This is a genomic window from Scandinavium sp. UTDF21-P1B, assembly GCF_040750395.1.
In the GTDB taxonomy this organism is placed as follows: Bacteria; Pseudomonadota; Gammaproteobacteria; order Enterobacterales; family Enterobacteriaceae; genus Scandinavium.
Genome location: NZ_JBFLVD010000013.1, coordinates 202,378 through 221,555, shown reverse-complemented (window position 1 = coordinate 221,555; position 19,178 = coordinate 202,378). Strand labels below are relative to the sequence as shown.

Annotated in this window: 13 protein-coding genes; 7 read left to right on the top strand and 6 right to left on the bottom strand. The window is 56.9% G+C overall.

The genetic code is table 11. The features are described 5' to 3' along the window. Positions 1 to 225: 225 nt before the first annotated feature. The 6 genes from purL (at position 226) to glnB (ending at position 8,664) form a co-directional block, all read left to right on the top strand. On the top strand, positions 226 to 4,113 hold the full coding sequence (gene purL, locus AB1287_RS10625) for a phosphoribosylformylglycinamidine synthase (RefSeq protein WP_435617756.1): 3,888 nt from the start codon (positions 226 to 228) through the stop codon (positions 4,111 to 4,113). A 173-nt stretch (positions 4,114 to 4,286) separates the two neighbouring features. Then, on the top strand, positions 4,287 to 4,472 hold the full coding sequence (locus AB1287_RS10620) for a hypothetical protein (RefSeq protein WP_435617755.1): 186 nt from the start codon (positions 4,287 to 4,289) through the stop codon (positions 4,470 to 4,472). Between the two features lie 305 nt (positions 4,473 to 4,777). Next, positions 4,778 to 6,214, top strand: a complete 1,437-nt coding sequence (gene qseE, locus AB1287_RS10615) for a two component system sensor histidine kinase QseE/GlrK (RefSeq protein WP_435617754.1) — start codon at positions 4,778 to 4,780, stop codon at positions 6,212 to 6,214. Further along, positions 6,211 to 6,927 carry a two-component system QseEF-associated lipoprotein QseG gene (gene qseG, locus AB1287_RS10610; protein ID WP_435617753.1) on the top strand — a complete coding sequence of 239 codons (717 nt, stop codon included), beginning with the start codon at positions 6,211 to 6,213 and terminating at the stop codon, positions 6,925 to 6,927. The genes qseE and qseG overlap by 4 nt, the downstream gene beginning before the upstream one ends. After that, complete coding sequence (gene glrR / locus AB1287_RS10605) at positions 6,924 to 8,261, top strand: two-component system response regulator GlrR (protein ID WP_435617752.1); 1,338 nt, start codon at positions 6,924 to 6,926, stop codon at positions 8,259 to 8,261. The genes qseG and glrR overlap by 4 nt, the downstream gene beginning before the upstream one ends. A 64-nt stretch (positions 8,262 to 8,325) precedes the next feature. Continuing rightward, entirely contained in the window at positions 8,326 to 8,664 is a 339-nt protein-coding gene (gene glnB, locus AB1287_RS10600; RefSeq protein ID WP_002914032.1) for a nitrogen regulatory protein P-II, read from the top strand. Positions 8,665 to 8,705: 41 nt separating this feature from the next. Here the strand turns inward: glnB and dtpD are convergent, their stop codons facing one another. The 5 genes from dtpD to hmpA form a co-directional block, all read right to left on the bottom strand. Next, positions 8,706 to 10,157, bottom strand: coding sequence for a dipeptide permease DtpD (gene dtpD, locus AB1287_RS10595; protein ID WP_435617751.1), 1,452 nt, complete (start codon positions 10,155 to 10,157; stop codon positions 8,706 to 8,708). A gap of 140 nt (positions 10,158 to 10,297) precedes the next feature. Next, positions 10,298 to 12,439: a lysine decarboxylase CadA gene (cadA, locus tag AB1287_RS10590; RefSeq protein ID WP_435617750.1), complete on the bottom strand. Its 2,142-nt coding sequence runs from the start codon at positions 12,437 to 12,439 to the stop codon at positions 10,298 to 10,300. Between the two features lie 83 nt (positions 12,440 to 12,522). Then, positions 12,523 to 13,848, bottom strand: coding sequence for a cadaverine/lysine antiporter (gene cadB, locus AB1287_RS10585; RefSeq protein WP_435617749.1), 1,326 nt, complete (start codon positions 13,846 to 13,848; stop codon positions 12,523 to 12,525). 375 nt (positions 13,849 to 14,223) lie between these two features. Continuing rightward, positions 14,224 to 15,759: a lysine decarboxylation/transport transcriptional activator CadC gene (cadC, locus tag AB1287_RS10580; protein WP_435617748.1), complete on the bottom strand. Its 1,536-nt coding sequence runs from the start codon at positions 15,757 to 15,759 to the stop codon at positions 14,224 to 14,226. Between the two features lie 165 nt (positions 15,760 to 15,924). Next, complete coding sequence (gene hmpA / locus AB1287_RS10575) at positions 15,925 to 17,103, bottom strand: NO-inducible flavohemoprotein (RefSeq protein ID WP_435617747.1); 1,179 nt, start codon at positions 17,101 to 17,103, stop codon at positions 15,925 to 15,927. 315 nt (positions 17,104 to 17,418) lie between these two features. Between hmpA and glyA the strand changes: the two genes are divergently transcribed. After that, the gene (gene glyA / locus AB1287_RS10570) at positions 17,419 to 18,672 is read left to right on the top strand and encodes a serine hydroxymethyltransferase (protein WP_312624997.1); all 1,254 of its coding nucleotides are present in this window, start codon (positions 17,419 to 17,421) and stop codon (positions 18,670 to 18,672) included. A gap of 76 nt (positions 18,673 to 18,748) precedes the next feature. Here glyA and AB1287_RS10565 read toward each other — a convergent pair whose 3' ends face one another. Further along, complete coding sequence (locus AB1287_RS10565) at positions 18,749 to 19,171, bottom strand: DoxX family protein (RefSeq protein WP_435617746.1); 423 nt, start codon at positions 19,169 to 19,171, stop codon at positions 18,749 to 18,751. Positions 19,172 to 19,178 lie beyond the last annotated feature (7 nt).

Sequence of the window (19,178 nt, the reverse complement as noted above, 5' to 3'; positions counted from 1 at the left end):
AGGCAATAGTTACCATGTTAAAGTTTAGGGACACTAAAGAGTGAGCGGCATTTTGCTTAAACAAGCGCCAGATGGCAACCCATTCGTCACCGATGTCGCACCTGGTGGTAAAACGATGCGGTGGTTTTATTTTGACGCAAACGGTTACGTAGCCGTTCAGGATGCTCTATAATGGCGCCCGTTTTCCGCCATTGCGCACACTGAAACCCAGAAGACGAGAGACTTATGATGGAAATTCTGCGTGGTTCGCCTGCACTGTCAGCCTTCCGTATTACCAAACTGCTGGCACGCTTTCAGGCAGCCAACCTTCCGGTCAGCAACCTTTATGCCGAGTACGTGCACTTCGCCGAGCTGAATGCGCCGCTGTCAGAAGAGGAACACACCCGGCTGGCAAAACTGCTGCAGTACGGTCCAAACCTCAGCAGCCACACGCCCGCCGGAAAATTACTGCTCGTCACTCCCCGCCCTGGCACCATCTCCCCCTGGTCTTCAAAAGCAACCGACATCGCCCACAACTGTGGCCTGGCGCAGATCGAACGTCTGGAGCGCGGCGTGGCATACTACGTCGAAGCCTCCACGCTGACGGATGCGCAGTGGAGCCAGGTTGCAGCTGAGCTGCATGACCGAATGATGGAAACCGTCTACGGTGCGCTGCAGGACGCGGAAAACCTGTTTGCCCATCATCAGCCTGCGCCGGTTGCGAGCGTAGACGTGCAGGGGCAGGGCCGTCAGGCGCTGGTGGACGCCAACCTGCGTCTGGGGTTAGCGCTGGCGGAAGATGAAATTGATTACCTGTTTGATGCCTTCACGAAGCTCAACCGCAACCCGAACGACATTGAACTCTATATGTTCGCCCAGGCGAACTCCGAACACTGTCGTCACAAGATTTTTAACGCCGACTGGGTGATTGACGGCGAGCAGCAGCCGAAGTCGCTGTTCAAAATGATTAAAAACACCTTCGAGACCACCCCGGACTACGTGCTGTCAGCTTATAAGGACAACGCTGCGGTAATGGAAGGCTCGGACGTAGGGCGCTTCTATGCCGATCGTGACGGCCTGCGCTACGATTTCCATCAGGAGCCGACGCACATCCTGATGAAGGTAGAAACCCATAACCACCCGACGGCGATTTCCCCGTGGCCGGGTGCGGCAACGGGCTCCGGCGGCGAAATTCGTGATGAAGGCGCGACCGGGCGCGGCGCAAAACCGAAAGCCGGGCTGGTGGGCTTCTCCGTTTCCAACCTGCGTATCCCCGGCTTTGAACAGCCGTGGGAAGAAGACTTCGGTAAACCTGACCGCATCGTGACCGCGCTGGATATCATGACCGACGGCCCGCTGGGCGGCGCGGCGTTCAACAACGAATTTGGTCGTCCGGCGCTGAACGGTTACTTCCGCACCTACGAAGAAAAGGTCAACAGCCACAACGGCGAAGAGCTGCGCGGCTACCACAAGCCGATCATGCTGGCAGGCGGGATCGGCAACATCCGTGCCGATCACGTCCAGAAAGGTGAGATCAACGTCGGCGCGAAGCTGATCGTCCTCGGCGGCCCGGCGATGAATATCGGTCTTGGCGGCGGGGCAGCATCCTCCATGGCGTCCGGCCAGTCCGATGCGGATCTTGATTTTGCTTCCGTCCAGCGCGACAACCCGGAAATGGAGCGTCGCTGCCAGGAAGTGATCGACCGCTGCTGGCAGCTCGGGGAAGCCAACCCGATTCTGTTTATCCACGACGTCGGCGCAGGCGGCCTCTCTAACGCCATGCCTGAGCTGGTGAGCGACGGCGGGCGCGGCGGTAAATTTAATCTGCGCGATATCCTCAGCGATGAGCCAGGCATGAGCCCGCTGGAGATCTGGTGTAACGAATCTCAGGAGCGCTACGTGCTGGCGGTGGCGGCGGATCAGCTGCCGCTGTTCGACGAACTGTGCAAACGTGAGCGCGCGCCTTACGCGGTCATCGGTGAAGCTACCGAAGAGATGCATCTGAGCCTCAGCGACAGCCATTTCGACGATACGCCTATCGATTTGCCGCTGGACGTGCTGCTCGGCAAAACCCCGAAAATGACCCGCGACGTTGAGACGCTTGCCGCTGGCGGTGAAGCGCTGGACAGGCAGGGCATCACGATTGCCGAAGCGGTCAACCGCGTTCTGCATCTGCCGACCGTTGCAGAGAAAACCTTCCTCGTGACCATCGGCGACCGTACGGTAACCGGTATGGTTGCCCGCGATCAGATGGTTGGCCCGTGGCAGATTCCGGTAGCGAACTGCGCGGTGACCACCGCGAGCCTCGACAGCTACTACGGCGAAGCGATGGCGATGGGCGAACGTGCGCCGGTGGCGCTGCTTGATTTTGCGGCCTCTGCACGACTGGCCGTAGGCGAAGCGCTGACTAACATTGTCGGCACTCAGGTCGGTGACCTTAAACGCGTCAAGCTTTCCGCAAACTGGATGGCGGCAGCAGGGCATCCGGGCGAAGATGCGGGCCTCTACGCCGCGGTGAAAGCCGTGGGTGAAGAGCTCTGCCCGGCCCTGGGCCTGACCATTCCGGTCGGCAAAGACTCCATGTCGATGAAAACCCGCTGGCAGGAAGGCAGCGAGCAGCGCGAAATGACGTCGCCGCTGTCGCTGGTGATTTCCGCCTTTGCCCGCGTGGAAGATGTGCGTGGCACCGTGACGCCACAGCTCTCCACCGAAGACAACGCCCTGCTGCTGATTGACCTCGGTAAGGGCCACAACGCGCTTGGCGCGACGGCGCTGGCCCAGGTTTACCGCCAGCTCGGTGACAAAACCGCCGATGTCCGCAGCGTGGAGCAGCTGCAAGGCTTCTGGGACGCGATGCAGGTGCTGGTGGCAGAACGCAAACTACTGGCCTGGCACGACCGCTCCGACGGCGGCCTGCTGGTGACGCTGGCTGAAATGGCCTTCACCGGCCACTGCGGCGTGGATGTGGATATCGCAGCACTTGGCGAAGATCGTCTGGCTGCGCTGTTTAACGAAGAGCTGGGCGGCGTGATTCAGGTGCGTGCGGAAGACCGCGAGCGGGTGGAAGGCATTTTCGCCAGCCACGGCCTGGCTGACTGCGTCCACTTCCTCGGGAAAGCCACCGAAGGAGACCGCTTTGTTATCACGGCGGGCGGTCATGTTGTCTACAGTGAAAGCCGCACCACGCTACGTATGTGGTGGGCGGAAACGACCTGGCAGATGCAGCGCCTGCGCGATAACCCGGAATGTGCCGATCAGGAGCACGAGGCGAAGCGCAACGACAGCGACCCGGGCCTGAACGTGAAGCTCAGCTTTGATATCAACGAAGACGTGGCGGCTCCGTACATTGCAACAGGCGCGCGTCCGAAGGTTGCGGTACTGCGTGAGCAGGGCGTGAACTCCCACGTCGAAATGGCTGCGGCGTTCCACCGTGCGGGTTTCGATGCCATCGACGTCCACATGAGCGACCTGCTGGCTGGTCGTACCGGGCTGGCTGATTTCCAGGCCCTGGTCGCCTGCGGCGGCTTCTCCTACGGCGACGTTTTAGGCGCAGGCGAAGGCTGGGCGAAATCCATTCTGTTCAACGAGCGCGTGCGCGACGAGTTTGAAACCTTCTTCCACCGCCCGCAGACCCTGGCGCTGGGCGTGTGTAACGGCTGCCAGATGATGTCTAACCTGCGCGACCTGATCCCTGGCAGCAGCCTGTGGCCGCGCTTTGTGCGCAACCACTCGGACCGCTTCGAAGCGCGCTTTAGCCTGGTAGAAGTGACCCAGAGCCCGTCTCTGCTGCTGCAGGGGATGATCGGTTCACAGATGCCCATCGCCGTTTCTCATGGTGAAGGCCGGGTTGAAGTACGTGACAGCGCGCACTTGGCGCAGCTGGAAAGCAAAGGCCTGGTGGCTCTGCGCTTCGTCGACCACTTCGGCAACGTGACGCAAAACTATCCGGCGAACCCGAACGGTTCTCCGAATGGTATCACCGCGGTTACCAGCGAAAGCGGGCGCGTCACGCTGATGATGCCGCATCCTGAGCGCGTGTTCCGTACCGTCGCCAACTCCTGGCACCCGGAGAACTGGGGCGAGGACAGCCCGTGGATGCGTATTTTCCGTAACGCACGCAAACAGCTGGGTTGAGATCGCGTCAAACCTTTGTAGTGCTGTTTTGCCTGATGGCGCTTCGCTTATCAGGCCTACAAAATCAGAGGTTGATGAGGTCGTTGTAGGCCCGGTAAGCCTGCGCCACCGGGCGTTAACTCAGATGCTTCGTTCGTCTCTTAAGCCCTCCGGACACTGGAGGGCTTTTTTATGTGAGCAAAGCGGGAAATGTGTCGGAAAAAGGCGACAGCTGGCATCCTGCAGTGTCTCCAGGTGGAGACATTTATCTGTTTGATATTTATTGTCTTTATTATTTTTCTATTTTGGTGTCTCTTTTTGGCGACAGGGTGGTGAAAAAATACGCAAGGCGAGATGGCGTGCTGAACGGCATAAAGTGATTTTCTATCAATAATTTAATGAATTTCTTTGTATTGTGGCACGCTTACTGCATATAATTAACCAGTGGCTCATTCACCCTCTTATGTCAGCCCCTTAGGGACGCGCTACATAAACTTCGAATGACGCACAACAAGGTGCCTGCCGTCCAACTGTTGATATCAGCTTGCTATATCAAACTCCGGGCGAAACGTGGAGTTAGGCACCGCCTTATTCAGTGACAACGCCGGGCTTTGAGCCGGCGTTGTTGTTTCCGCTTCCTGCCTCAGTTACCCTGCCATTATCATTATGTTCAGGGGCAAACTCATTGAAACGCTGGTCACTTTTCCCCCGCTCGCTGCGTCAGCTGGTTACGTTGGCGTTTCTGCTGATCCTGTTGCCGCTGCTGGTCCTTGCCTGGCAGGCCTGGCAGAGCCTGAATGCGCTGAGCGATCAGGCCGCCATGACCAATCGCACCACGCTTGTGGACGCTCGCCGCAGCGAAGCGATGACCAACGCCGCGCTGGAGATGGAGCGCAGCTACCGCCAGTACTGCGTGCTGGATGATGCAACTCTCGCGAAGGTGTATCAGGGCCAGCGTAAGCGCTACAGCGAAATGCTGGATGCCCATGCGGGCGTGCTGCCGGATAACAAAATCTGGCAGGCGCTGCGTCAGGATCTGAACGATCTGGCAGAACTTCGCTGCAAAAACAGCGGCCCGGATGAAGCCTCTGCCGCAAAGCTTGAAGCCTTTGCCTCGGCGAATACCGATATGGTCCAGGCCACCCGCGCAGTGGTGTTTTCACGCGGGCAGCAGCTCCAGCAGGAGATTGCCGAGCGCGGGCAGTTCTTCGGCTGGCAGGCGCTGGTGCTGTTCATGCTCAGCCTGACCATGATGCTGCTGTTCACCCGCATGATTATCGGCCCCGTTAAAGCTATTCAGCGGATGATTAACCGTCTGGGTGAGGGGAAATCGCTAGGCAGCACGGTGATGTTTACCGGACCGCGCGAGCTGCGATCCGTCGGGCAGCGCATTGTCTGGCTGAGCGAGCGGCTCTCCTGGCTTGAATCTCAGCGTCACCAGTTTCTGCGTCATCTTTCCCATGAGCTGAAAACGCCGCTTGCCAGCATGCGCGAAGGGACCGAGCTGCTGGCCGATAAGGTCGTTGGCCCGCTGACGGCTGAGCAGGAAGAAGTGGTCGCCATTCTGGATGACAGCAGCCGTAACCTGCAAAAGCTGATTGAGCAGCTGCTGGATTACAACCGAAAGCTTGCCGACACGCCGGTTGAAATGGAGAAGGTCGAACTGGTACCGCTGCTGGATATCGTTGTCTCCGCCCACAGTTTGCCCGCACGAGCTAAAATGATGCATACCCGCGTCGAGCTTGACGTGCGTGAGTGCCTGGCTGAACCGGTGCTGTTGATGAGCGCGCTGGATAACCTCTACTCCAACGCAGTGCACTACGGCAGTGAATCCGGTACTATTTTTCTGCGCAGTCGCCAGCAGGGAAATCGGGTGTTTCTTGAGGTTGAAAACAGCGGAACACCTATCCCTGAGGCTGAAAAAACCATGATTTTTGAGCCCTTTTATCAGGGCAGCCATCAACGTAAAGGGGCTGTGAAGGGAAGCGGTCTGGGACTGAGTATCGCCCGGGATTGCGTCCGCCGGATGCGGGGCACCCTGCAGCTGGTCGACGCGCCAACGGGCCATGTCTGTTTCCGCATTGAGCTTTCTCTTTCAGACACGGATAAACCCATTAAATGAAGCAACGTCTGGTGAATATGTCCCCTCGTTTCCTCTCGCTCCTTGCCGGAGCGTCCTGTTTATGGCTGGCCGGGTGCGTCAGTGCGCCGCAAACCGCCAGCACCGGCGATGAAGATAAGCTACCGCAGCAGCAGGTCGCCGATTTCCTCTCCACGGACTGCGCCGACGTCTGGTCGCTGCACGGCGCAGCAACGGAGAAAAACCCGCTTTACTGGCTGAGAAGCATGGATTGTGCCGAACGTCTGTCGCCGGAAATGGCCCGCAGCGAAGCCCGCCTGCATAACGATGAATCCTGGCAGGACGCGCTGCGTCGCGGCATTCTGCTCGGCAGTGCCAAAATCACCCCGCTGGAGCGCCGTGAAATGGTGACCCGCCTCGATACGTTCAGCCCGCAGATCCCGACTCAGGTGCGCCCGCTGTATCAGTTCTGGCGCGACGGGCAGTCGCTACAGCTTCAGCTTTCGGATGAGCGCTCCCGCTACAGCAAACTACAGCAGACGACGGATGCCGAGCTGGATATTCTGCGCCAGCAGCAACAGCACCTCAGCAGCCAGCTGGAACTGACGACCCGCAAGCTGGAAAACCTGACCGACATCGAGCGTCAGCTTTCCAGCCGCAAACCGGCGGGCAGCAACCTTACGCCGGATGCCGGGCATGAAGGTGATGCCGCTCCGGTGCAGAAGGATGCTCCGTCCACAGAGGAGAAACCATGACAGGACGTAAACCCGCTCACCTTTTACTGGTCGACGACGATCCGGGCCTGCTGAAGCTGCTGGGCATGCGCCTCACCAGCGAAGGGTTTTCCGTGGTTACCGCAGAGAGCGGACAGGAAGGACTGCGCGTGCTGGCGCGGGAAAAAGTCGATCTGGTGATAAGCGATCTGCGCATGGATGAAATGGACGGCCTGCAGCTGTTTGCGGAAATCCAGAAAGTGCAGCCTGGCATGCCGGTGATCATTCTTACCGCCCACGGATCCATTCCCGATGCCGTGGCGGCCACGCAGCAGGGCGTATTCAGCTTCCTGACCAAACCGGTTGATAAAGACGCGCTGTACAAGGCTATCGACGATGCGCTGGTGCATACCGCAGCCGCCACCGATGACAGCTGGCGTGAATCTATCGTCACTCGCAGCCCGGTGATGCTGCGCCTGCTCGAACAGGCGCGGATGGTGGCGCAGTCGGACGTCAGCGTGCTGATTAACGGCCAGAGCGGTACCGGGAAGGAGATTTTTGCCCAGGCGATTCACAACGCCAGCCCGCGCGGCAAATACCCGTTTATTGCCATCAACTGCGGCGCGCTGCCGGAGCAGCTGCTGGAGTCTGAACTTTTTGGCCACGCCCGTGGTGCGTTCACCGGCGCGGTCAGCAATCGCGAAGGGCTGTTCCAGGCCGCGGAGGGCGGTACGCTTTTTCTTGATGAGATTGGCGACATGCCTTCTCCGTTACAGGTTAAGCTACTGCGCGTCTTGCAGGAGCGCAAAATTCGCCCGCTCGGCAGCAATCGCGATATCGACATCAACGTGCGCATTGTCTCCGCCACCCACCGTGATTTACCCAAGGCGATGGCACGCGGCGAGTTTCGCGAAGATCTCTACTATCGTCTCAACGTTGTCAGCCTGAAGATTCCCACTCTGGCAGAGCGTACCGAAGACATTCCGCTGCTGGCAAATCATCTTCTGCGTCAGTCTGCCGATCGACACAAGCCGTTCGTACGGGCATTTTCGACGGATGCGATGAAGCGGCTGATGGCCGCCAACTGGCCGGGCAACGTGCGCCAGCTGGTAAACGTGATTGAGCAGTGCGTAGCGCTGACCTCGTCGCCGGTTATTGGTGATGCGCTGGTGGAGCAGGCGCTGGAGGGTGAGAACACGGCCCTGCCGACGTTCGTTGAGGCGCGGAACCAGTTCGAGCTGAACTACCTGCGCAAGCTGCTGCAAATCACCAAAGGTAACGTCACCCATGCCGCACGCATGGCGGGGCGTAACCGCACTGAGTTCTATAAATTGCTGTCGCGTCACGAACTCGACGCCAATGATTTTAAAGAGTAGCCCGGCGTGCGCGGCGACGTTATGATAAGGTAAGCAACCGGTTACGCGGATAAGACAGGAAACCATGAAAAAGATTGATGCGATTATAAAACCCTTCAAACTCGATGATGTGCGCGAAGCGCTGGCCGAAGTCGGTATCACCGGGATGACGGTAACGGAAGTGAAAGGCTTTGGTCGTCAGAAAGGTCACACCGAGCTGTATCGCGGTGCGGAGTACATGGTCGATTTTCTGCCGAAGGTGAAAATTGAAATCGTGGTCACCGATGATATCGTTGACACCTGCGTGGACACCATTATCCGCACGGCGCAGACCGGCAAAATCGGCGACGGCAAAATCTTTGTCTTCGACGTGGCGCGCGTTATTCGTATTCGTACCGGTGAAGAAGACGACGCGGCAATCTGATTTGTTTGCGCTGCCCGCATGTTATGCGGGCAGCGCTGTTTCTACTCCTCAGCCATCTCCGGCGCACGACTCCCCAGCAGCTTTCTGAAGATAATCACCCCAAGCATCACGCCCACGCAGCCGAGCGTCCATTCGCCCATCTGCGAGAAGAAGTGCCCGTAGGCCGCCACGGCGGTTTCGCTGATTTGTGATTCGGTGGTTTGCTGTGCCACTACGCCCGCCAGCCAGTTCGCCACGGCGCCCGTTGCCAGCATATAAATGCCGGTAAGCACGCCGGTCACGCCCGGCATGTTGAGGCGCGTGATTTGCGCCATTGCCACGGGGTCGATAAACAGCTCAGCGAAGCCCATCAGCGCCAGGCCTGCCACCATCATGCTCATCGAAGCCTGACCGTGGAGCTGCCCCTGATGTGCGTTTAGCGCCAGCAGCATAAAGCCCGCACCCATGAGCGTCAGGCCCAGAGCAAACTTCAGCCACACGCGCAGCGCCGTACTGGCCCCCGGACGTACCAGCCACGCCAGTACCACGCCTGCCGCCATGACCGCCACCGCGTTCACCGACTGGAACAGTGCCGTAGGCACCTCAAAGCTTAGCCAGCGACGATTCACGAAGCGATCAATGAACAGGCTGATGGAGCTGCCGCCCTGCTGGGCCAGCACCCAGAACAGCGTCCCGGTGAGCATCAGCAGCACAATCTGTGACAGCGAACGACGGTGCTGTGGCGAAGCGATCATAATGCGTGCCACCATTTGCGCGGCAAAGATACAGACGACGGCCAGCAGATAACCTGCCCAGTTCCTTTCCAGCAGGAGGGTAAAGAACACCGGAGAGAGGCACAGCATTACCAGCAGCCAGCCCCAGGTGGGCAGCACAAAACGTCTTGCCTGAAGCGCCGTTTTGTTGACGCCGCGCGTCTCGCGGAAATGGCGATGGCCGCTCAGGAATACCATCAGTCCGATAAACATGCCGATGCCCGCCAGCGCAAAGCCGACGTGCCAGCCATACCATTGTGCCGCCAGCCCGCAGACGATGGGGGCGGCGATGGAGCCGATATTGCCCGCCGCGTAGAGCAGGGAGAAACCGCCGTCGCGACGGCTGTCGCTGGCGTCATAGAGTTCGCCCAGCAGGCAGCTGATGTTGGATTTAAACAGGCCGTAGCCGCAGATAATGATGGCGAGCGCCAGGTAGAGGCTCATCGTGGAGTCGGAACCCAGCCCTAACACCACGTGGCCCAGCGTCATCAGCAGAGCCCCGGCAATGACCGCCACGCGGTTGCCGAGCAGGCGGTCGGCAATCCAGCCGCCGAGAATAGGGGTGACATACACCAGTGAAGCGTAGGCGCTGAAAAGGCCAATCGCATGGCTGTCGTCAAAGGCGAGTTGATGGGTGAGGTAGAGGATGAGCAGGGCACGCATGCCGTAGAAGCTGAAGTATTCCCAGATTTGAATCGCTACGATGTAGTAAATCGCGCGCGGTTGTGAGGGTGTTTGCATGTCGTCTCCTTGCGCACAAGTTGGCGTTGCCCGGTGGCGCTGCGCTTGCACGGGCCTACAGATATGGAGGGCTCGTAAGTCGGGTTAGCGCAGCGCCACCCGGCAAAAAAGGGAAGTGGCAAGCCACTTCCCTTTGTCTCTTATTGAGTGTTTTTCAGCACTTTAACGGTGTAACGCCCGTCGGCCTGACGATAGGCGCCGTGGATGTCGGTTTCGAAGCCCGGATAGTGAGCACCGATTTCGCACAGCATCTGCAGGAACTCCAGCACCGGACGGCTCTCCTCGGTGATCATCTCACCAGGCATGACCAGCGGGACTCCAGGAGGGTACGGCAGGATCATATTGGCATTGACGCGGCCAACGGTCTCTTCCATATACACCTCTTCGGTTTCACCGTGCAGCTCTTTCTGGAACGCGGCGTACGGGGTCATTACCATTGCTGGCAGCACTTCGAACGCACGGAACATCAGGTCCGGCAGGTTGTGTTTCTCAACCAGTTTGTGAATGTTCTGTGCCAGTTCCTGAATACGCATGTTTTCATAGAATTCAGGATCTTCACGGTACAGCGACGGCAGCATGTTTTTCACACGCAGGTTCAGATCGAACGCACGTTTGAAGTCGGTCAGCGCACGCAGCAGGCTCAACGCTTTGGTTTTGTCGATACCGATACTGAACAGGAACAGCAGGTTATACGGGCCGGTTTTCTCAACCACGATGCCGTGCTCGTCCAGATATTTCGCCACGATGCTGGCCGGAATACCGAAGTCGTCCATGGAGCCATCTTTTTTCATCCCCGGCGTCAGAATGGTGACTTTAATCGGGTCGAGATACATGTGCTCATTATCGATATTTTTGAAGCCGTGCCATGCGCTGTCAGAGCGCAGCGGCCAGCATTCTGGCGCATCGATGTGCTCTGGCTGCCAGACGTCGAAGAACCAGCCTTCAGATTCGCCTTTCAGGCGTTTAATCTCTTTACGGAACTTGATGGAGCGCTCAATCGAACCGTTGATCAGACGCTTACCGGCATTGCCTTTCATCATCGCCGCGGCGGTTTCCGTGGAGGCCACGATACCGTAGTGCGGAGACGTGGTAGTGTGCATCATGTAGGCTTCGTTAAAGGTTTCTTCATTAACGTCACCTTTCACGTGGATCATGGAAGCCTGAGAGAACGCCGCCAGCAGCTTGTGCGTTGACTGAGTTTCATAAATCACCTTGCCTTCCACACGGCCACCGCTCATGCCGCATTTGCCTGCATAGATAGGGGAGAAGTTGGTGTAAGGCACCCACGCGGAGTCAAAGTGGATGGACTTAACATCCAGGGTTTTCTTGATGTAGTCGGTGTTATACAGCAGGCCATCGTAGGTGGAGTTGGTGATAACCGCGTGCACCGGCCAGGTGGCGTTAGGCGTTTCTTTGACGCGTTTAGCAATGGTCGCGTGCTGGAATTCGCTTTGTGGAATACCGCCGAGAATACCGTAAGCGTTACGGGTTGGGCGGAAGTAGATTGGCGTAATGTCGCTCATCATCATCAGATGCGTCAGCGATTTGTGGCAGTTACGGTCAATCAGTACGGTGCTGCCCGCAGGCGCAGAGTACATCCCGACAATCTTGTTGGCGGTTGACGTTCCGTTTGTCACCATGTAGCTGCGTTCAGCGTTGAACACGCGGGCAATATACTCTTCCGCTTCTTTATGCGGGCCGCTATGGTCGAGCAGAGAACCCAGTTCAGACACGGAAATGGAGATGTCTGATTTCATGGTGTTCGGGCCGAAGAAATCATAGAACAGGCTGCCAACCGGGCTTTTCTGGAACGCGGTGCCGCCCATGTGGCCCGGCGTACAGAAGGTGTATTTACCTTCACGCACGTATTTGAACAGCGACTTGGTCAGCGGCGGCAGAATGGTGTCGATGTACTCGTTGGTGTTCTGCTGAATTTTTGCCGCGATATCGTCGGCGGCGTCCAGCGCATATTCGAAGAAGCGAACCTGCATACGCAGGTCGTTCAGGCTCACGTCGAGAGTGGAGTAAGTATTCGCAAATGCATACAGCGGCATGTATTCGTTGAGTTTGCTTATCTCTTCGCACAGTTCGAGGTTGTATTTGTCCCAGTCGAAAATCACGCCGCACAGGCGGGCATTGTTCTCAATCAGCTTCAGCAGGTCTTCGCGATCGTTTGGGTAAACAATGCGGAAATCCAGGCGCTCCAGGGCGCGGTGCAGCTCACGAATAGGCTCTTCTTTGAAGTAGACACCCATGTGATTCATGATTGCGATAACGTTCATAGTCGTATCTCCAGGTGTAGAAGGCCCCTCCCGTCACGGTGTGACAGGTGAAGAGAGAGGCCTGAGAAAGGGGTTGGTCTTGCTTAGTGCACGCTGGCGGCGTTGTCGTCGCTGTGTTCGCGCTGGTTCATTTTGCGGCCGTAGAACATCAGGATGATCAGGCTCACGATGAAGGTGCCGGACAGCTCGAAGGAGCTTGCGCCCATCAGCGCGATAAAGCAGAACGCACAGCCGAGGATGGAACAGACCAGGCTCACCAGGTTGCGAACGTTGACGCCTTCGAAGCGAATCAGGTCAACGCAGGAGTAGAAGTAAGGCAGCATGGTCAGCAGCACGGCGATACCGGTCAGTTCGCCGAACAGGTCAGAGGCTTTCCCGCCGCTGGAGTTCATGACGGTGATGAGGATCATCAGCACGGTCATTTTCACGGCTGCCAGCAGCAGGCCTTTTTTCGGAATACCGTTGGCATCGACTTCCCCGTAAATTTTCGGGAAGTTGCCGTCGTTGGCGGCACGTTGCCCGGCCTGGCCAACCAGCATCATCCAGGAGCCCAGTGACGTCAGGCAGGCAAACGCGGTGAAGGCGGAAACCATCGGCGCGGCCCAACTGCCCATAATGGTGGAGGCGCTGATAGCGAATGGCGCACCGGACGCGGCCATTTCAGAAGCCGGATACATACCGGAAATCACCTGTGTGGCGAGGATATAGATGACGCCTGCCAGCGCTGTACCCAGCATGGTTGCCAGCGGTACGGTACGTTTCGGGTTTTTCACCATCCCGGTGCTGACCGCGGCGGATTCGACGCCCACGAATGCCCACAGGCACAGCAGAATACTTTTGATCACCGCGTGATAATCCGTGGTCTGAGAGGTATTCCAGTTGGCGTGATAGGTGTTGATATCAAACCAGTGCCAGCCGACTACGGCGGTCACCACAACCGGAATCAGCACCAGCACCAGACCGATAGTGGTCAGGCGGCTGACCCAGGTTCCGCCGAGCATATTCACGAAGGTGAAAATCCACACGATGGCGATACAGGCGAGGCCCGCAGGCACCGGGTTATTTAACACCGGGAAGAAGGTGGAGAGATAAGAGACGGCGGTAATGCCGATGGCAAGGTTGCCAATCCAGTTTGCGTGGTAATAAAGCACGCCGGTCTGGAAACCGAACGCCGGAGATAATTCCCCGGCATAAGCAATGGGGCCACCCTGCTGAGGATTTTTGGTTGCCAGTCGGGCATATACATAAGCCAGGGACATTGCACCGATAATAGAGATAACCCAGCCCCAGATGGCAATGCCACCGATGCCGGCGAGGTTCGCAGGTAATAAAGCAATCCCGCTCCCCATCATATTACCGGCAACGACGCCGGTACAGGCAAATAGCCCGATCTTTTTGGCAGAACTCATGGTTTGTATTCTCCTGATGTTTATTTTGGAGGACCGAATCATGTTCCAGATGACGCAATGACCCGACCGGATGAACACAAGGCTAACGATCTCCACCGGAGAAGTCCTAAAGATAAAGTGAACTAATCGCAAACATCAGACAAATGACAAGATGACCTTTTCGCGTTAACACATCAGGATGACATATTGAGGTCATGAAAAGGTAAATATTGCCTTTTTACAGTTGGTTGGGTTGGGTTTGGTGAGTTGTTGAAGTGTTAATTCAGGGCGTCATTATGCAAACAATAAACAACATCTGGATGCTTCATGATAAACACGATATTAACCTCATCATGCCGTATTTTATTGGCGTGATGAGGTTTAACTTAATATGGGTTATTTTGCAGCGAGGAAATTGTCGAGATAAGGAACAACGCGAGTGACGGACGTCTGGAATACGCTGTTCTCAATCCAGTAAAGCGTATTGTCCCCCGGGCGTAAATTAAAGGCGGTAATATAGGCATCGGCGGCCAGGCGATTTTCACCCTGCATTTCGTAAACTTTACCGAGCAGCACATAATTGACCCACGACATCTCCAGCCCGATGCCGGTATTAATAGCGCTAAATGCGTCACTAATTTGTCCCTGGCTTAAATATTCGATGGTTTTAATTTGATAAAAGACCGCCATATTCTTCAGGACAGGAATATCTCCGACGCGATTAATTTCCGCCGACAGTGCGGAGAGCTGGGATTTAGCCAGCGGCTGCTGGGAATGGCGCAGGATATCGACCAGCGCTTTCTCCGCCATCGCGTAGCTGAAATCCGGCGACTGTTTCAGAATATCGTCCAGCAGGCCGCTGGCCTTGCTTAGGGAGTCCACGTCGCCGTTCATCAGCAGCTGGTGAGCCTGGTAAAACTGCGCCAGCGACAGGCTTTGTGACGGCTGATACTGGCGCAGCATGGCCTGCATGCGTTCAGGCCAGGGCTGCGTCAGCGCCTGTGACAGGCTGCTCATCAGGTCGTTCTGAATCGTCACCTGGTTATCGCTGGTAATGAAATAGCGTTTATCGAGCATCACCGAGCTGTCGGCATTATCAACCAACTGGACTGACATAAAACACTGCTGCGCGCGGTAGTGACGCTGGTTGACGAACTCGATGGTCAGCGTTTTCCCTGAGCTGCTCGGCTCATTCACGTTGTAGTTGGTTTTGTCGTGCACCATATAGGTGGAAAACGTGTTCAGCGAGGTGGTGATCAGGCTGCCAAGCCCTACGGCATAGGTTCTCTGCGATGCCTGGTTGTTGCAGGAATTACCATTAGCGAGGCGAACGTCGATATCGCGTGGGTTCAGCAGCAAACGGGTTTTGGTGACGGGTGGGTGCGAATTGATAGTCGACATCGCGACAAGCGCCACGCAGCTGAACAGCGCCAGCAGAAACAGGCCCCACACCCACCAGGTTGTCACCTTGCGGCGCTTTTCCGGCAGCGGCGGCGGCATGGCAGGTCTGGATTCAGGCACTTGCGGCTCGGTGATCGTAGAAAGCTGAACTTCTCCTGACGCCGGGCGCGTTGCCGGGGGAACGGGCGCCAGCTCTTCGCCCTCTTCAGCGCACCATATTACGCTCGCGGTCAGCTTGTAGCCGCGTTTTGGCACCGTGACGATGTATTCGGGGCTGCTGTCATTGCCGTCCTTAAGCGATTTACGCAGTTCGGAGATGCTCTGGGTGACGACATGGCTGGTGACGACGTTGCGCGTCCAGACGTGATCGATAAGCTCATCCCGGCTAAGTACTTCATCGGGATGATGAGCAAAATAGATCAGAAGGTCGATAAGGCGTGGTTCAAGCGTAAGCTGACGACCCTGACGGCTAATCTGGTTAACGGCAGGCGTAACCAGCCACTCTCCAATGAGTACAACAGGTTGTTGCATAAAAAGGGGGCCCAAAAATGGCAGCGGGAAGCCGTTATCATAACACAAGACGGCGCGGCCTTTTTTGGCACGCCCTGCGGCGAGAGGGCGATTGGGCGGGAGAGGGCGTGAAAAAGTGCTTACAGAAAGTGTATACGGGCCGGAAAGTTATCCGGCCCGGGAACCTTACAGCACCTTATGTGGGCCGAAGCATTCGTAGTGAATATTGTCGGCGTTGATGCCGAGCGCCACGAGCTGTTTTGCGGCGAACTGCATAAAGCCGACCGGACCACAGAGATAAAACTGCATTGCCGGATCGCTGAACTGGCCTTCCAACGCGCTTAAATCCATCAGGCCCGCGCTGTCGTAAGCGTCCTGTTCCTGCGGCGCGTTGTACCAGACATGGGAAGCAAAGCGTGGCAGTTTTGCGCCCAGCGCCTTCACTTCATCAGCAAAGGCGTGCACCGCGCCATTTTCCGCGGCGTGGAACCAGTTCACCTGCGCCGGGTGCGCACAGTTTGCCAGCGTGTCGAGCATTGCTAGCATTGGCGTCTGGCCGACGCCTGCGGAGATCAGCGTCACCGGGGTATTTGCTTCGACGGACATAAAGAAATCGCCCGCCGGGGCGGCGAGGTGCACGGTGTCGCCCACGCTGGCCTCATCATGCAGCCATTCGGAGACCTGACCGCCGGTTTCGCGCTTCACGGCGATGCGATAGCTTTTGCCGTTTGGCTGACGGGTCAGCGAATACTGGCGAATTTCCTGATGAGGGAAGCCTTCCGGCTTTAGCCACACGCCGAGATACTGACCTGGCTGATAGTCGGCCACCTCGCCGTCGTCTGCCGGGACGAATTCAAAGGCGGTGATAAGCTTGCTTTGCGGCGCTTTGCTCACGATGCGGAACGCGCGGGTGCCTTCCCAGCCGCCGGTTTTAGCGGCGTTCTGCTGATAGATTTCCCCTTCGCGCTTAATGAACACGTCCGCCAGCACGCCATAGGCTTTGCCCCACGCGTCGAGGACTTCCTGGCCCGGGCTGAACATTTCATCGAGCGTTGCCAGCAAATGGCCGCCCACGATGGCGTACTGCTCAGGCTTAATCTGGAAGCTGGTGTGCTTCTGGGCGATCTTCTCTACCGCAGGCAGCAGGGCGGCAAGGTTCTCGATATTACTGGCATAGGCCGCAATGGCGTTGAACAGCGCTTCACGCTGGTCGCCGTTGCGCTGGTTGCTCATATTGAAGATCTCTTTTAACTCAGGATTATGAGCAAACATGCGGTCGTAAAAGTGGGCGGTGAGTTTTGGGCCGGTTTCAACCAGCAGGGGAATGGTGGCTTTCACCGTAGCGATGGTTTGCGCGTCTAGCATGGGACTGTCCTTTTTCGGTTTCTTTGTCATGATTAGATATGATGCATTTTAAATGCATGTTATGAGAAAGCCCCTTACTTGTAAAGGATTCTGTACAAGCTGAAAAATTTGCATCACAAACCTGAAAAGAAATCGCTTTACCCGGGCGGAATCTTTATTGCTCAAACCCTTGTGTGACGCCGAGGTAATCGTTTGCGTAAAAACGTTTGTCAAGACCTGTTATCGCAGAACTTATCAGTTATACTGTCCGCCGTTGTCCGAAAGGGCCCCCTTTTTTAGCGGTAAAACTACTGTTAGCTGAGTCAGGAGATGCGAATGTTAAAGCGTGAAATGAACATTGCCGATTATGATGCCGAACTGTGGCAGGCTATGGAGCAGGAAAAAGTCCGTCAGGAAGAGCACATCGAACTGATCGCCTCCGAAAACTACACCAGCCCGCGCGTGATGCAGGCTCAGGGTTCTCAGTTAACCAACAAGTACGCTGAAGGCTACCCGGGCAAACGCTATTACGGCGGCTGCGAATACGTTGACGTGGTTGAGCAGCTGGCTATCGATCGTGCTAAAGAACTGTTTGGCGCCGATTACGCTAACGTGCAGCCGCACTCTGGTTCCCAGGCGAACTTCGCGGTCTACACCGCACTGCTGCAGCCGGGCGACACCGTGCTGGGCATGAACCTGGCGCAGGGCGGTCACCTGACTCACGGCTCCCCGGTCAACTTCTCCGGCAAGCTGTACAACATCATCCCTTACGGCATCGATGAGTCTGGCAAAATTGACTACGAAGACATGGCGAAGCAGGCCAAAGAGCATAAGCCGAAGATGATCATCGGTGGCTTCTCTGCCTACTCAGGCGTGGTTGATTGGGCCAAAATGCGTGAAATCGCAGACAGCATCGGCGCGTACCTGTTTGTCGACATGGCGCACGTTGCGGGTCTGATTGCCGCAGGCGTTTACCCGAACCCGGTTCCACACGCTCACGTTGTGACCACCACCACTCACAAAACCCTGGCAGGTCCACGCGGTGGCCTGATCCTGGCGAAAGGCGGTGACGAAGAGCTGTATAAGAAGCTGAACTCCGCTGTCTTCCCAAGCGCGCAGGGCGGCCCGCTGATGCACGTTATCGCAGCGAAAGCCGTGGCGCTGAAGGAAGCCATGGAGCCTGAATTTAAGGTTTACCAGCAGCAGGTCGCTAAGAATGCGAAAGCGATGGTGGAAGTGTTCCTGAACCGCGGCTACAAAGTGGTGTCCGGCGGCACTGAAAACCACCTGTTCCTGCTGGATCTGGTCGACAAAAACCTGACCGGTAAAGAAGCCGACGCCGCGCTGGGCCGCGCCAACATTACCGTTAACAAAAACAGCGTACCGAACGATCCGAAGAGCCCGTTCGTGACCTCCGGCATCCGTATCGGTTCTCCGGCGATTACCCGTCGCGGTTTCAAAGAAGCCGAAGCGAAAGAGCTGGCGGGCTGGATGTGCGACGTGCTGGACAACATCAATGATGAAGCCAACATTGAGCGCATCAAAGGTAAAGTGCTGGATATCTGTGCCCGTTTCCCGGTTTACGCATAATTATCTGCACCCTTAAAAAAAGGCCGCTTATGCGGCCTTTTTTAATGCCTGATGGCGGCTGTGCCACCCGGCACGCTTACCGCCGATCGACTGAAATCGCTCCCGGCCCGGTAATCGCCAGCAGCAAAAACGCCCCGGCAATGCTGACGTTTTTGTAGAAGTTAATCATGTTTGGCACCACCGCATCCCCGCTCATATCCCAGTAATGGTGACCAATCATCGCCGTTCCCAGCGTGTAGAAAATGAAAAGCACCGCCAGCGGGCGGGTAAAGAAGCCGATGACGATAAGGATGGCGGCGGGCACTTCCATAATCACCGCAATGATGGCCGAGAGCGTTGGCACAGGCGCGCCGCTTGCCGCCATATACTGCACCGTACCGTTAAACCCCATCAGCTTCGGATAACCGAAAATAATAAACAGCGCGACAATGGCGATGCGGGCGACCAGCAGCAGAAACGAACGCGAGGAGCCAAAATCGAAATAACGTAGAGAGTTCATAGCCTTT